Genomic DNA, 14,484 nt, shown 5'->3' on the forward strand with positions numbered 1-14,484 from the left:
TTCGCGTACAGGACGCGGGCGGATGTCCGATGGCGACGTCGGCGAGCTTCTGTCTGCCGGGCGACCGTGGATGGCCCACGCAATCCGGTGGTGCTGGCGCGGCAACTACAATAAGGTGCGATTCTGACCACCACGCGGCGACGTTCCGCGGGGTTAAGACGCGCGAGCCAGCGCTTATCGCAACAAACGAGGTCAGGAAAATGAGCAACGCAATCTCACTCGAGCTTCTGGCCTTCAACCTGAAGCTCCTCGGACGCCAGCGCCGCAAAAGCCTTCTGATCAGCGCCGGACGCCCCGAGGACAAGAAGCGCATGCTTCCCGCCATCCGGCGCATTCTCACACTCGATGTCGAGCTTTACGCGACCCCCGGCACGCACCGCTTCTTCGTTGCCAACGGCATCAAGAGCACCGAGATCCACAAGATCACCGACGGGCGCTCGCCGAACATTCTCTCGTTCCTCAAGGCCAACCGGTTCGATCTCGTCATCAACGTGCTCACGGGCGACGAGGACTACGACGAGAGCTCGGATGCGAAGCTCATCCGCAAGCTCTCCATCGAGAACGGAATTCCGCTCATCACGGATGCCGACGTGGGCATCGCGACGCTCGAGCAGATCATCATCGATGCCGAGCGCGGCACCTATCGCTACCGCCTCGCCGACGACAGCGAACCCTGGAACCTTAGGCTCCGGTTCCTTCAGGCGGCAGAGCGTCTCGGCGGTCTCGCCAATCATCACGCGCATTTCGACAAGGCGTATCTGATCACGCACGAGAACCTGCGGCTCAGCCAGGTCGACATGCAGAAGAAGTGGGAGCTCTACCGCTACCTCAAGGAGAACTACACGCACGACGATCTCGTGGAGCGCATCAGCCGCGGCGTCGAGACCATGATCCATCAGGGCGCAACCTACTGCCGAACGATGGTGGACGCGGACAGCACCGTCGGCCTTCTTCCGATCAAGGCGGCGCTCGAGGTCAAGCAGCGGTATGCGGGGCGCATCCAGTTCGAGGTGGGCGTGCAGCCGCTGCAGGGCGTGCTCGATCCGGCCTCGTTCGAGCAGTATGCGGAAGCCTGCGAGCTCGCGGATTATTGCGGCGGCTTGCCCTCGCGTGACCGGCCCAAGCCCGAGAAGCATCTCGACGTGGTGCTGTCGCTCGCCAAGAAGCTCGGCAAGCCGGTGGACGTGCACATCGACCAGGAGAACAATCCGCTCGAGAACGAGACCGAGCTTCTCGCGGAGAAGACCATTGAGCACGGCATGCAGGGCCGCGTGTTCGGCGTGCACGCGATCTCGCTCTCGGCCAAGGAAGATCGCGAGCAGGACCGCATCATCGAGAAGGTGAAGGAAGCGGATATGGGCATCATCATCTGCCCGTCTGCGGCCCTCAGCATGAAGCAGCTGCCGATGACGGCGCCGCTGCACAACTCGATCGCGCCGTTCGTGAAGCTCAGGGAAGCGGGTGTGCGCTGCTATCTCGGCGTGGACAATGTCCACGATCTCTTCATGCCGATGGTGGACGGCGACATGTGGACGGAAGCCCGCATGCTGATGGAAGCCTGCCGCTTCTACGACATCGACGAAGTGGCGGCGTGGGCCTGCCAGAAGCCGATCACGGCGAAGGCCCAGGGTGGCGCTTCGGCTGCGAAGCCCGCTGCCAAACCGGCGCCGGTGTCGCAGGAGGCTGGGGCTGAGAAGGAGCTTCTCAAGAAGCGCGCGGCCAGCGGCCGCCGCGACCGCTGAGCCGAGCTATAGTCGCGTATTCGAGAGACGCCCATGACGACCGCCACAACGAGGCCCCATGTGACGGTGTTGGCGGATCGCGGTGTCGTTTCCGTCACGGGAGCCGATGCGGAAAAGCTGCTCGGCGGACTGATCACAAACGACATCGCGCTGATCGCTGAAGCGCACGCGCTTTATGCGGCGCTGCTTGCACCGCAAGGCAAGATGCTGTTCGACTTCCTGGTGGTGAAGAGAGGGGACGGCTTTCTCCTCGATACGCTGCGGGAGAAGACGGGAGATCTCGTCAAGCGGCTCTCGATGTACAAGCTCAGGGCGCAGGCAGAGATCCGCGACGTGTCGGCTGACTTCGCCGTCGGCGCTGCTTGGGGCGGGGAGACCGTGCCGTCCGACGTTCCGGCTGGAGCGCTGGTCTATGCGGATCCGCGTCTTCCGGCGCTCGGGAGCCGTTTCATCGCGGATGTGACCGCGGTGCGTGATGCCGGGGATGCAGTGAACGCGTCACCGGAGGCTTATGAGGCTCATCGCATCGGGCTCGGCGTTCCCGAAGGCGGGCGGGATTTCGTGTTCGGCGATACGTTTCCGCACGAGGCGCTGCTGGACCAGTTGAACGGCGTGTCGTTCGACAAGGGCTGTTACGTGGGCCAGGAGGTGGTGTCGCGCATGCAGCATCGCACCACGGTTCGCAAGCGGGTGGTGCCTGTGGAGGCCGACCACGAGCTGCCACAGGGGCCGCTCCCTGTTCTGGTTGGGGAGGCTGAAATCGGCCGTCTCGGATCTGTTGCGGGCCAGCGCGGGCTTGCTCTCCTGAGGCTCGACCGCGTGGCAGAAGCGCAGCGCGGCGGCACGCTGGTGACCGTGAACGGTCTTCCGCTTCGCGTCGTGCTTCCGTCGTTCGCCACCTTTCAGCTCGGGGCTCCGAATGAAATTGCCTGACGCCGACGTACTGGCGCGTTGCCCCTGGGCCGGCATCGACGATCCGCTCTACGCGCGTTATCACGATGAGGAATGGGGCGTGCCCCATGCGGACGATCAGCGCCTCTTCGAAAAGCTGCTGCTCGAAGGTTTTCAGGCTGGGCTCTCGTGGATCACGATCCTGCGAAAGCGCGAGTCATTCCGGCGCGCGTTTCATGATTTCGATCCGGCTCGCATCGCGCGCTACACCGAGAGGGACATCGCGCGGTTGATGGCGGACGAGGGAATCGTGCGCAACCGCCTCAAGGTGCTGGCTGCGATCGACAACGCGAAAGCCTATCTCGTGCTCAGAAAGCGGCAGTCGCTCGCGTCGTTCCTGTGGCATCACGCGGGCGGGAAGCCCGCCATCAACGCCTATGCCAAGGTGGGCGAGGTTCCGGCTTCGACGGATGTGTCCGTGCGGCTTTCCAAGGCGCTCAAGAAAGAGGGGTTCCGGTTCGTAGGTCCCACCACGCTCTACGCGTTCATGCAGTCGACGGGCATGGTGAACGATCATCTAACCGGATGCCCGCGCCACAAAGCGTGCGCCAAGCTGCAGCGCGCTTTCGTTCCACCAACGGCTTGAATTGCGATGAGCGAGCCTGGATCCGAGCCCGAGACCCGCGTTCCGCGCGCCTGGCAGAGAATGCTCTCCGGGCGGCGGCTGGACCTGCTTAATCCCTCGCCCGCCGATATCGAGATCGAGGATATCGCGCATGGCCTCGCGCGCGTTGCCCGGTGGAACGGGCAGACGCAGGGGGCGCATGCGTTCTCAGTCGCGCAGCATGTGCTGCTGGTGGAGGAGATCGCGGAGGATCTCAATCCGGATTGGCCGCAGGCGTGGCGGCTCGCGGCTCTGCTTCACGATTCCGCGGAGTACGTGATCGGTGATTTGATTAGCCCGTTCAAAACGGCAATCGGTCTCGACTACAAATCGTTCGAATTGAAGCTGCTCGAGGCCATTCACCGGCGTTTTTCACTGCCGCCGCGGCTTCCGGAGGCGATCACGGCGAAGATCAAGCGTGCCGACAGCATCGCCGCATTTTACGAAGCGACAGGGCTCGCCGGTTTCGCACGCGATGAAGCGCTGCTCTACTTTGGTGAGCCTACCAGGTTGGGAGAGTCGATTCAGCGGAAGCTGATCGCTCTCGAACCGCTGCCTGCGGCAGATGCGCAGCATCTTTTTCTTCGGAGATTTTCCGACCTCAGCCAAGCGCAATAACGCGTGTTTTGGGGCTTTGCGGAAGCTTTCGATTTTATTCCCTGTTTCGCAAAGAAAATCCCGCTTCCGTTGGTTCCGAAAATCGCCACGATCGGCGTTTAGCGGGCAATCAGGAGCGGATGCCATGGTCACAGATGCAAACATCAAGCGGCGGTTTCACGATGGAGAAACCGGCGCAGAAAAAGCACTCCACGCCGCGGTGCGCCCTGAGGCCGCGAACGTGGAAATCGGGCTCAATGCCGCGATCGTTGCTGTGATCGACGACGAGCCCGTCGTGCTCGTGATCCGCAACGAGACGGATAGTGCGAGCGCGACGGACGGGCTTCCGTTCGGTCCCTTCTCGCCCGTGGCGCATCGCACGCTGGAAAGCGGCTTGCGTGCCTGGGTGGAGGAGCAGACGGGCCTCGGTCTCGGCTATGTCGAACAGCTCTACACGTTCGGCGATCGCGGGCGGCACGCAGAGCCCGCCGATCATTCTCCGCACGTGGTTTCCATCGGCTATCTCGCGCTGACCGAAACGGGACATGCGCGCGATCTGCAGCATGGCTCCTGGCGCAGCTGGTATCAGTTCTTCCCGTGGGAAGACTGGCGCAAAGGCAAACCCGAAATTCTCTCCGCCGAGATCGAGCCCAGGCTCAAGGAGTGGGCGCAGCGGCCTGTTCTGCGCTCGGCACCTGCGCGGCCCGTGCAGCGCGAGGATCGCGTGCGGATCTGCTTCGGCCTCGATGGCGGAGCGTGGGACGAGGAGAAGGTGCTCGATCGTTTCGAGCTGCTTTACGAAGCGGGGCTCGTCGAGGAGGCCCGGCGCGATGGGCGCGAATCTGCGTCCTCCTGGGGCGTCACCGCGCCCCGGCTTGGCGCTGCCATGCGCTTCGATCATCGGCGCATCCTCGCGACGGCGATCGGCCGCGTGCGCGCGAAAATCAAATACCGCCCCGTCATCTTCGAGCTGATGCCGGACGATTTCACTCTGTTCGAGCTGCAGAAGACGGTGGAGGCCATCCTCGGCCCGCATCTGCACAAACAGAACTTCCGCCGGCTCGTCGAGAGCGCCGGTCTCGTGGAGCCGACGGGCGAGGTCAAGACGCAAACCGGCGGGCGTCCGGCCAAGCTGTTCCGCTTCCGGCGCGAGGTGCTGCTGGAGCGGCCCGCTCCGGGCGTGCGTGTGAAACCCGTGCGTAGCTAGACTCGCCGCGCTGCGCATTGCTGCGGCGGGTCTGCAAATATTTTCAGCAACGGCCTGGAAAATCGCCGGCGTCTCAACTAGATTCTTTTTGTACGCTCAATGCTCTGATCGAGCATAACCGATGGAACCTTTCGACGGGGCGGGCGTAGGTTACACATGGCGCGTTGATCGACGTGACGTGGTCGTGGAGGTGGCTGGCCTGAGATGGCCGGTGTTTTTCAGGTCCTTCATATACTCAAGTGGAGTATATGATAGAACGGAGGTCAAAATGGCGCTTGGCTCGGCCCATTCGGCTTTGGAGCTTCCCCGGACGGAGGACGCAGCGAGCTGCGCACCGCGCTCGCGGGCGAAGGAGACGGTCGTTCCGCCGTTTGCGTTCACGCCGGCTCTCAAGCGTGAGCTCGAGCCTCTCTACGAGCGGGTGAAGCACGTCGTCACGCCGATGGAGTGGGTGCACTACGCGCCGATCGTGAAGGCGATCAACGAGCTCAAGGCGAAGCGCAATGCCGTTATCCTGGCGCACAACTACATGACGCCGGAGATCTTCCACTGCGTAGGCGATTTCCGTGGCGACAGCTTGCAGCTCGCGAAGGAAGCCGCGCGCGCGGAAGCAGACGTGATCGTGCAGGCCGGCGTGCACTTCATGGCCGAGACGTCTAAGCTGCTCAGCCCGGACAAGACTGTGCTTATTCCCGATCCGCTGGCGGGCTGCTCGCTCGCGGCTTCGATCACGCCTGAGGACGTCCGTGCGTTGCGGGCAGCCTATCCCGGCGTGCCGATCGTCACCTACGTCAACACGAGCGCCGCCGTTAAGGCCGAGTGCGATATCACCTGCACGTCGTCGAATGCGGTCAAGATCGTCGAGAGCCTTGGCGCGCCGCGCGTGCTGCTGATCCCCGACGAGTATCTCGCGAAGTACGTGCAGACCAAGACCAAGGTCGAGATCATCGCCTGGAAGGGCCACTGCGAGGTGCACGAGCGCTTCACCGGCGAAGAGATGAACGCCATGCGCGAAGCGGAGCCGGGCCTGCGCATCATCGCGCATCCCGAGTGCCCGCCGGACGTCATCAACGCGGCGGACTTCACGGGCTCGACGGCGGCCATGATCGACTGGGTGAAGACCAAGCGCCCGGCGAAGGTGGTGCTCGTCACCGAGTGCTCGATGGCGTCCAACGTGGCGGCGGAAGCTCCGGATGTCGAGTTCGTGCGTCCGTGCAACCTGTGCCCGCACATGAAGCGCATCAGCCTCGAGAACATCTACGAGGCGCTGCTCTACAACCGTTACGAAGTGACGGTCGATCCCGCTGTCGCCGAGAAGGCGCGCCGCGCGGTCGAGCGCATGGTGGAGGCTTCGGCCTAAGCTTTTCCTGCGCGGGCCCTCGTGGCCCGCGTCCTCTCCCTGCGGCGTGTGCTTGCTGCGGGCCTACTCCAGCAGTCCGCGATTGATCGTGCTTCTTGCCGGGAAATCGGGTTCCGCTTTCGTCCGGACGCACTTCAGGAGGTCCGCCCATGGACTCCGATCGCAGCCTTCCTCCAAGCCATGGCTTCGCCGATCCTTCCGGCGCGCTTGGGGCGGGCGATATCGTCATCATCGGTGCTGGATTGGCGGGGCTCTTCACGGCGCTTCGCCTCGCGCCTCTGCCGGTTACCGTCGTCGCGGCTGCCCCACTCGGCCAGGGCGCGTCGAGCGTGTGGGCGCAGGGCGGGATCGCGGCGGCTGTGGGTGAGGGCGATACGCCGGCCCAGCATGCGGCCGATACGATCGCGGCAGGTGGCGGTATCGTTGATACGCATGTGGCGGACGTGATCGCCGCGGAGGCGCCAGCCCGCATCGCCGATCTGCTGCGCTATGGCGTTCCCTTCGATCGCGATCTCGCGGGGCACTACGTGCTCTCGCGGGAGGCTGCTCACTCGCAGAAGCGCGTGGTGCGCGTCTCGGGTGATCGGGCAGGCGCGGCCATCATGCAGGCGTTGATCGCGGCGGTGCAAGCCACGCCTTCGATCCGCGTTCTCGAAAACTACGAGGCGCAGGATCTCATCCTCGAAGGCGGCTCGGGAAGCGCTGGGCGCGTGGCCGGTGTGCGGCTCGTGCGGACGGAGGCGAAAGGCACGGGCACTTTCGATTTCATGCCGGCGAGTGCCGTCGTGCTCGCAACGGGCGGGGCGGGTGCGCTCTATTCCGTTACTACCAATCCGATCTATGCGCGCGGCGAGGCCGTGGCCTTTGCGGCGCGGGCGGGCGCGGTGATCGCGGATGCGGAGTTCGTGCAATTCCATCCGACCGCCATCGACGCGCACATGGATCCAGCGCCGCTTGCGTCCGAAGCGTTGCGGGGCGAAGGCGCGACGCTCATCAACGGCAAGGGCGAGCGGTTCATGCTCAGCCTCAATCCGGCAGGCGAGCTTGCGCCGCGCGATATCGTGGCACGCGGCGTATTTTCGGAGATCGTGGCGGCTCGTGGCGCGTTCCTCGATTGCCGCGAGGCGATCGGAGCTGCGTTTCCAACAGCGTTTCCGACCGTTTACAGCCATTGCATCGCGGCGGGCATCGATCCCGTCACGCAGCCCATTCCGGTGGCGCCGGCAGCGCACTATCACATGGGCGGCGTCGCGACGGACCTGTCGGGCCGCACGTCGCTCGAAGGTCTCTGGGCTGTCGGCGAAGTGGCATCCACGGGGCTGCACGGCGCCAACCGGCTCGCGTCGAACTCGCTCCTCGAAGCGGTGGTGCTGGGCGCGCGCGTGGCCGACGATATCGGAAGCCTCGTCACGCCGTCCATGGCCTATCCGATCGCGCGGACCTACCGCACCTCGGCGGAGCGTCCGTTCGACGCGGCGTACCGGGCTCACCTCGTCGCTCTTCTGCGCCGGACCATGAGCGAGCACGTGGGTGTCGTTCGCACCGGGCGCGGTCTCGAGCAGGCGCTCGCGATCCTGCGCGGGATCGGGGAAGAAGCGGGAGAGGACGGTCTCGTCGCCAACATGGCGCTCGCAGCGGAGATCATCGCTGCTTCCGCGCTGTTGCGCACGGAGAGCCGCGGGGCGCATTTCCGTTCGGACTTTCCGGAGCCTTCGGCGGAGTTTCAGCATCGCAGCGCCGTTACGCTTTCCCAGATCAGAGCGATCGGCGCGCGTCCGCGCCGCGCGGCGAGCTTGCAGCTCGCGGAGGAGATGCCGCTGTGAGCCTACGCCCTGTGGATGGCACCCTGTCGCGCCTCATCATCGAGCGCGCCGTCGAGCAGGCCTTGCTCGAGGATCTCGGCACGCGCGGCGACCTGACGACGGATTCCACCGTCTCCGCGACGACGCAGGCGCGGGCGACTTTCGGCGCGCGCCGTCAGGGCGTGATCTCCGGGCTCGATGTCGCGAAGGCGGCCTTTCATGCGCTCGATTTGCAGGTGGTGTTTGAGCCACTCGCGGCGGACGGTGATCGCGTTGCAGACGGCGCGGTGGTGGCGCGCGTTTCGGGCTCGGCGCGTTCGCTGCTCACGGCGGAGCGCGTGGCGCTGAACTTCCTCTGTCACATGAGCGGCATCGCCACGCTCACGCGCCGGTTTGCGGACGCGGTGTCGGGCACGCATGCGCGCATCGTGGACACGCGCAAGACCACGCCTGGGCTGCGGGCCTTCGAGAAATACGCGGTGCGCTGCGGCGGCGGGCACAATCACCGCTCCGGCCTCTACGACGCGATCCTCATCAAGGACAATCACATCGTTGCGGCGGGCAGCGTGGAGCGTGCGATCATCTCCGCGCGGATGCATGCCGGGCACATGGTCAAGATCGAGGTGGAGGTCGGGACGCTCGACGAGCTCGCGGCGGCGTTGAAACATCCGATCGACGCGGTGCTGCTCGACAACATGAGCACGGAGACGTTGCGCGCCGCCGTCGAGATGGTGGATGGGCGCGTTCTGACGGAAGCGTCGGGCGGCGTCACGCTCGATACGGTGCGGGCCATCGCGGAGACAGGCGTGGATTTGATTTCCGTAGGCGGGCTCACGCATTCGGCGCCGATTCTCGACCTCGGGCTCGACTTCGCGCCTGCCGCGTGAAGCGTGGAACGCATTCGGCTGCATTGGCTTTTCGGCGATTAACCTCAATCGCGAGAGGGGGCGGGTGAAGCTGCGCCTCCAGCACTGGGAGCTTGATTTCGCCTCAGTTCTTTCTCATGTGTCTCCTGGCTCTCACGCACGCACTATGAAGGGAACGCCGCCATGATGGCTGGTATCGTAATCTGGGGCTTGTCGGCGATCACGGCCGCCGCGCTGGCCGGATTCATCGCCGGCTGGAAGAACCGGGACTACTCATTCTGGATGGCGTGGTGCTTCATCGTTCCGCCGCTGGTGCTGTGGCTCCTGCTCATGCCGCGCCGGCAGGGCCCGCGACCGCGCCGCCCGAGCCTCGACGAGATCGATCGCATCGAGAACCGCGATCTGCTCCACTAGCGTGAACGTCGGGAGGCTCGCTGCTTCCGGCGCGCGTCGTCATCGCTCACCATTGAAAACCGCTTCGAGTTTGTGTCCGTCGGGGTCCACGACGAACGCCGCGAAGTAGCGGGGGCCGTAGTGCGCACGGAGACCGGGGGCGCCGTTGTCCTTCGCTCCATGCCGGAGTGCTGCACGATAGAACTCCTCGACAGCGTGCGGATCGGGAGCGGCAAACGCGAGGTGGAAGCCAGGGCCTGGCGGCTGATGTCGTTCGGGACGATGCTTGAGAGCCAGCGTGTCGCCACCGCCAGGAACGCCGTATCCGGCTGCCTGATTGGGCTCTCCAGGGCGAAGGTCCGACCACACGCGGACATATCCCAGCGGCGCAAGGGCCGCATCGTAGAATGCGGCTGCGCGTTCGATGTCGGTCACTCCGAGAGACAGGTGATGGATCATGCGTAATCTGCTCTCATGGGTGTGACGACCTGCTGGCCGGTAGCCTTCGAGGCTCAGAACGCTTCTCAGAACGCCGGGCGGGTCTCGGATTTTTCCGGGGTCTCGAGCTTGGCGCGGATGGCTGCTTGGGCGGCGGCGAGGCGGGCGATGGGCACGCGGAACGGGGAGCACGAGACGTAGTCGAACCCGAGCTTATGGAAGAACGCCACGGAGTCCGGGTCTCCGCCGTGCTCGCCGCAGATGCCCATCTTGAGGCCCGGCTTTTCCGCCCGCCCGCGTTCGACGCCAATCTTCACCAGCTCGCCGACGCCCTGCTGGTCGATGGAGACGAAGGGATCGGTCTCGTAAACACCCTGCGTCGCGTAGGTCGATAGAATGGGGGAGGCGTCGTCGCGGCTCAGGCCAAGGATGGTCTGCGTGAGGTCGTTGGTGCCGAACGAGAAGAACTCGGCGCCGTCCTCTCCCTCGGCCAGCTTGTCTGCTTTGATACAGGCGCGCGGCAGCTCGATCATGGTGCCGAGCTTGTAGTCGAGACGCGCGCCCGCTTCCTTCTCCACGGTTTCGGCTGTGGCACGGATGACGCCCGCCAGGATGTCGAACTCGCGCCGGTAGGCGACGAGCGGGATCATGATCTCAGGAACGATGGCGGCGCCGAGACGCTTCTCCGCTTCGATGGCGGCCTCGAAGATGGCGCGCGCCTGCATCTCGGTGATTTCGGGATAGCGGATGGCAAGGCGTGAGCCGCGCAGGCCTAGCATGGGATTAAATTCGGAGAGCTCCGCCACGCGGGCCTTGAGTTTCTCCACCGGCATCTTGAGCTCAGCCGCGACGGCTTCGAGTTCGCGCTCGTGGCGCGGCAGAAACTCGTGCAGAGGCGGGTCGAGCAGGCGGATGGTGACCGGAAGCTCGCCCATGATCTCGAACAGCTCGATGAAATCGCTTCGCTGGAAGGGCAGGATCTTCGCCAGTGCGGTGCGGCGCCCGGCCTCGTTCGTGGCGCAGATCATCTCGCGCATGGCCAGAATACGGGCTGCATCGAAGAACATGTGCTCCGTGCGGCAGAGGCCGATGCCCTGCGCGCCGAAGGACCGGGCCTGGCGGGCATCCTTCGGCGTATCGGCGTTGGCGCGCACGGCGAGGCCGCGTGCGTCGTCGGCCCATCCGATGAGGCGGGCGAAGTCGCCGGAGAGCTGCGGCTGGCGCATGGGGACGGAACCCGCGTAGACGCGCCCCGTCGCGCCGTCGATGGTGATGACGTCTCCGGCCTTCAACGCGCGCGGGCCGATGCTCAGCGTTTCCGCCTTCTCGTTAATGCGAAGCGCGCCGGCGCCGGAGACGCAGGGCACGCCCATGCCGCGGGCTACCACGGCGGCGTGGCTCGTCATTCCGCCGCGCGCGGTGAGGATGCCGGCCGAGGCGTGCATGCCGTGGATGTCCTCCGGGCTCGTCTCCGTGCGCACCAGGATCACGTCGCGGCCTTGCTGCTTCTGGCGTTCGGCCTCGTCGGAGTTGAAGACGATGGCGCCCGCCGCGGCGCCGGGTGAGGCGGGAAGCCCCGTCGTCAGCAGCTCCTTCTCACCGGCGGGATCGATGGTCGGGTGAAGAAGCTGGGTGAAGCCCGAAGGGTCCACGCGCAGAACGGCTTCCGCACGCGTAATGATGCCCTCGTCCGCCATGTCGACGGCGATCTTCACAGCGGCTTCCGCCGTGCGCTTGCCGGAGCGTGTCTGCAGCATCCAGACTTTGCCGTTCTGGATGGTGAACTCGATGTCCTGCATGTCGCGGTAGCGGCTTTCGAGGGCCGAGAAGATGAGCTTTAGCTCGCTGAAGGCCTGAGGCATCTCCTCCTCGAGCGAGAGGTTTGGGTCCTCCGCCTCGAGGCGGGCCTTGAGGGTGAGCGGCTGCGGGGTGCGTATGCCCGCCACGACGTCCTCGCCCTGGGCGTTGACCAGGTATTCGCCGTAGATCTCGTTGGCGCCGGTGGAGGGATTGCGGGTGAAGGCGACGCCGGTTGCCGATGTGTCGCCCATGTTGCCGAACACCATGGCCTGTACGTTGACTGCGGTGCCCCATTCGTCCGGGATCGCGTGGAGGCGGCGATAGGTGACGGCGCGGGCGTTGAGCCAGGAGCCGAATACGGCGCCGATGGCACCCCAGAGCTGCTCGTTCGTATCCTGTGGGAACGGTGCGCCGAGTGCGTCCTCGATGGCGGTCTTGTAGAGCGCGATGACGGCGCGCCATTCGTCGGCGCCGAGCTCGGTGTCGAAGGAGTAGCCGTTGAGGTTCTTGAAGTTGTCGAGAATGTCCTCGAACACCCCGTGATCGACGCCGAGAACCACGTCGCCGTACATCTGGATGAAGCGGCGATAACTGTCGTAGGCGAAGCGCTCATCGCCCGAGCGGCGTGCGAGGCCCAGAACGGTGCGATCGTTGAGGCCGAGGTTCAGAATGGTGTCCATCATGCCCGGCATGGAGGCACGCGAGCCGGATCTCACCGCGACGAGCAGCGGGTTCTCCTCGTCGCCGAAGCGCGCGCCGGTTTCCTGGCCGACCTTGACGAGGGCGCGCTCGACCTGCGGGGCAAGTCCTTCCGGCAGGGCGCGGCCGTTCCTGTAGTAAAGGCCGCAGACTTCGGTGGTGATGGTGAAGCCGGGCGGGACAGGCAGGCCGAGGCTCGCCATCTCGGCCAGGTTCGCGCCCTTGCCGCCGAGCAGGTTCTTCATCGCGGCGCCGCCTTCCGCTTCTCCGGCGGCGAAGTAGTAGACCCATTTCGGAGCCGCGTCGGAAGATGGCCGGGCAACTGACACGTGTGCCTCTCTTTGAAACGATCGCCTGTTCTAGGCTGCGTTTGGTTTCTATCCCGCTTCCTCAGCGTACGAAGATCTTGAGGTGGGAAGGTGCTCCAATATTTTGATTAAGAGACTGTTTCACAACCTCGCCACCCATTGGGGCCACACTCGGCGGACCGGGCCTCCAGAGTGCCGGATTGATGCCCGGTGCGAGACTGTGGCATAGCCGCCGGGATGCGCCAACACTCCCTTTGACTGCACCGGACCGATCGCGCACTCTCGCGAACGTCTTGCTCAAGATAGGACTCCCATGACGGATCACGTTGCCAAGGTTCTCGAGCGGCTCGACCGCAATTTCGACGCCGGCCTCGAGCGGCTGTTCGAGCTGCTCCGGATAGAGAGCATCTCGGCGGACCCGGCCTACAAGGACTCCTGCCGCAAGGCAGCCGATTGGTGCGCGGCGCAATTGACGGAGGCCGGCATCCCGGCCAGCGTGCGCCAGACGACGGGGCATCCGATCGTGGTGGGGCACGATCGCGCGAAGGTCGCGAAGGGCACGCCGCACGTTCTCTTCTACGGCCACTATGACGTGCAGCCGCCGGACCCGCTCGAGCTGTGGACCAAGCCGCCATTCGAGCCGCGCATCGCGAGCGACAAGGCCAACGGCAAGGTCATCGTTGCGCGCGGCGCCGAGGACAACAAGGGCCAGCTCATGACCTTCCTGGAGGCGGCGCGCGCCTGGAAAGAGGTCGTGGGCGAGCTGCCGCTCGCCGTTTCGGCGATGATCGAAGGCGAGGAAGAGTGCGGGTCCCCGTCGCTTCCCGGCTTTCTCAAGAAAAGCGGCAAGGAGATCAAGGCGGATCTCGTGCTGGTGTGCGACACGGGGCAGTGGGACAAGGACACGCCCGCCATCACCACCATGCTGCGCGGGCTCGCGGGTATCGAGGTGATCGTCAAGGGACCGTCGCGCGATCTGCATTCGGGCATGTACGGCGGGCCAGCGATGAACCCGATCCGCGCGCTCGTCGGCCTGCTCGGCAAGATCCACGACGACAAGGGCCGCATCAAGATTCCGGGCTTCTATGATGGGATCGTCGCGCCCACCAAGGTGCAGCTCAAGCAATGGCAGGCGCTCGGTCTCGACGCGAAGCAATTGCTGGGGCCGATCGGGCTGTCGACGCCCGCCGGCGAGAGGTCCGCTTCGCTCATCGAGCAGCTCTGGTCGCGCCCGACGCTCGAGTTCAACGGCATCACGGGCGGTTATCAGGGAGTAGGCTCGAAGACGGTCATTCCGGCGCAGGCCTCGGTCAAGATCACGTGCCGCCTGGTGCCCGGGCAAGATCCCGAGCACGTGCTGGCCGCCGTGCGCAAGTTCGTGACCGACAATCTGCCAGACGACTGCGAGGCCGAGTTCCTCGGCGGGCATGGCAGCGCGGCGATCGGGTTCGACACGTCCGCGCCCGCGATGCAGGCCGCTGCCGCTGCGCTCGAGGAGGAGTGGGGCACCAAGACCGTGCTGATGGGGTGCGGCGCCTCGATCCCGATCGTGACCTCGTTCAAGGCCGCGCTCGGGATGGATAGCCTGCTCGTCGGCTTCGGCGTAGAGGACGACCGTATCCACTCGCCCAATGAGAAATACAACTTGAAGAGCTTCAAGAAGGGCGCGCGGAGCTGGGTCAGAATACTCGATGCGCTTTCGCGCCGCGTGGCGTGA

Annotated in this window: 12 protein-coding genes; 10 read left to right on the forward strand and 2 right to left on the reverse strand. The window is 65.1% G+C overall.

Annotated elements, in window-relative coordinates:
• Nucleotides 1-200 precede the first annotated feature (200 nt).
• From F812_RS25205 to F812_RS0103410, 9 genes are all read left to right on the forward strand, one after another.
• Nucleotides 201-1,742 carry an amidohydrolase family protein gene (locus F812_RS25205; protein WP_020084548.1) on the forward strand — a complete coding sequence of 514 codons (1,542 nt, stop codon included), beginning with the start codon at nt 201-203 and terminating at the stop codon, nt 1,740-1,742.
• A 33-nt stretch (nt 1,743-1,775) separates the two neighbouring features.
• On the forward strand, nt 1,776-2,675 hold the full coding sequence (ygfZ, locus tag F812_RS0103375; protein WP_020084549.1) for a CAF17-like 4Fe-4S cluster assembly/insertion protein YgfZ: 900 nt from the start codon (nt 1,776-1,778) through the stop codon (nt 2,673-2,675).
• Nucleotides 2,662-3,279, forward strand: a complete 618-nt coding sequence (locus F812_RS0103380) for a DNA-3-methyladenine glycosylase I (protein ID WP_040497755.1) — start codon at nt 2,662-2,664, stop codon at nt 3,277-3,279. Before ygfZ ends, F812_RS0103380 begins: the two co-directional genes overlap by 14 nt.
• 6 nt (nt 3,280-3,285) lie before the next feature.
• Nucleotides 3,286-3,915: an HD domain-containing protein gene (locus F812_RS0103385; protein WP_020084551.1), complete on the forward strand. Its 630-nt coding sequence runs from the start codon at nt 3,286-3,288 to the stop codon at nt 3,913-3,915.
• 124 nt (nt 3,916-4,039) lie between these two features.
• Nucleotides 4,040-5,101: an NUDIX hydrolase gene (locus F812_RS0103390; RefSeq protein WP_020084552.1), complete on the forward strand. Its 1,062-nt coding sequence runs from the start codon at nt 4,040-4,042 to the stop codon at nt 5,099-5,101.
• Nucleotides 5,102-5,369: 268 nt separating this feature from the next.
• A complete protein-coding gene (gene nadA, locus F812_RS0103395) occupies nt 5,370-6,461 on the forward strand; it encodes a quinolinate synthase NadA (RefSeq protein ID WP_020084553.1) in 1,092 nt (363 codons plus the stop codon).
• A 149-nt stretch (nt 6,462-6,610) separates the two neighbouring features.
• Nucleotides 6,611-8,284, forward strand: a complete 1,674-nt coding sequence (locus F812_RS0103400; protein ID WP_020084554.1) for an L-aspartate oxidase — start codon at nt 6,611-6,613, stop codon at nt 8,282-8,284.
• Nucleotides 8,281-9,150 carry a carboxylating nicotinate-nucleotide diphosphorylase gene (nadC, locus tag F812_RS0103405; RefSeq protein WP_245257616.1) on the forward strand — a complete coding sequence of 290 codons (870 nt, stop codon included), beginning with the start codon at nt 8,281-8,283 and terminating at the stop codon, nt 9,148-9,150. The genes F812_RS0103400 and nadC overlap by 4 nt, the downstream gene beginning before the upstream one ends.
• A 162-nt stretch (nt 9,151-9,312) precedes the next feature.
• On the forward strand, nt 9,313-9,543 hold the full coding sequence (locus F812_RS0103410; protein ID WP_020084556.1) for a hypothetical protein: 231 nt from the start codon (nt 9,313-9,315) through the stop codon (nt 9,541-9,543).
• Between the two features lie 39 nt (nt 9,544-9,582).
• Here F812_RS0103410 and F812_RS0103415 read toward each other — a convergent pair whose 3' ends face one another.
• On the reverse strand, nt 9,583-9,981 hold the full coding sequence (locus F812_RS0103415) for a VOC family protein (RefSeq protein ID WP_020084557.1): 399 nt from the start codon (nt 9,979-9,981) through the stop codon (nt 9,583-9,585).
• A 65-nt stretch (nt 9,982-10,046) separates the two neighbouring features.
• Nucleotides 10,047-12,704, reverse strand: coding sequence for a pyruvate, phosphate dikinase (gene ppdK, locus F812_RS22390; RefSeq protein ID WP_020084558.1), 2,658 nt, complete (start codon nt 12,702-12,704; stop codon nt 10,047-10,049).
• A 376-nt stretch (nt 12,705-13,080) separates the two neighbouring features.
• Between ppdK and F812_RS0103425 the strand changes: the two genes are divergently transcribed.
• A complete protein-coding gene (locus F812_RS0103425) occupies nt 13,081-14,484 on the forward strand; it encodes a M20/M25/M40 family metallo-hydrolase (protein WP_020084559.1) in 1,404 nt (467 codons plus the stop codon).

The organism is Hyphomicrobium zavarzinii ATCC 27496 (genome assembly GCF_000383415.1).
GTDB classification, from domain to species: domain Bacteria; phylum Pseudomonadota; class Alphaproteobacteria; order Rhizobiales; family Hyphomicrobiaceae; genus Hyphomicrobium_C; species Hyphomicrobium_C zavarzinii.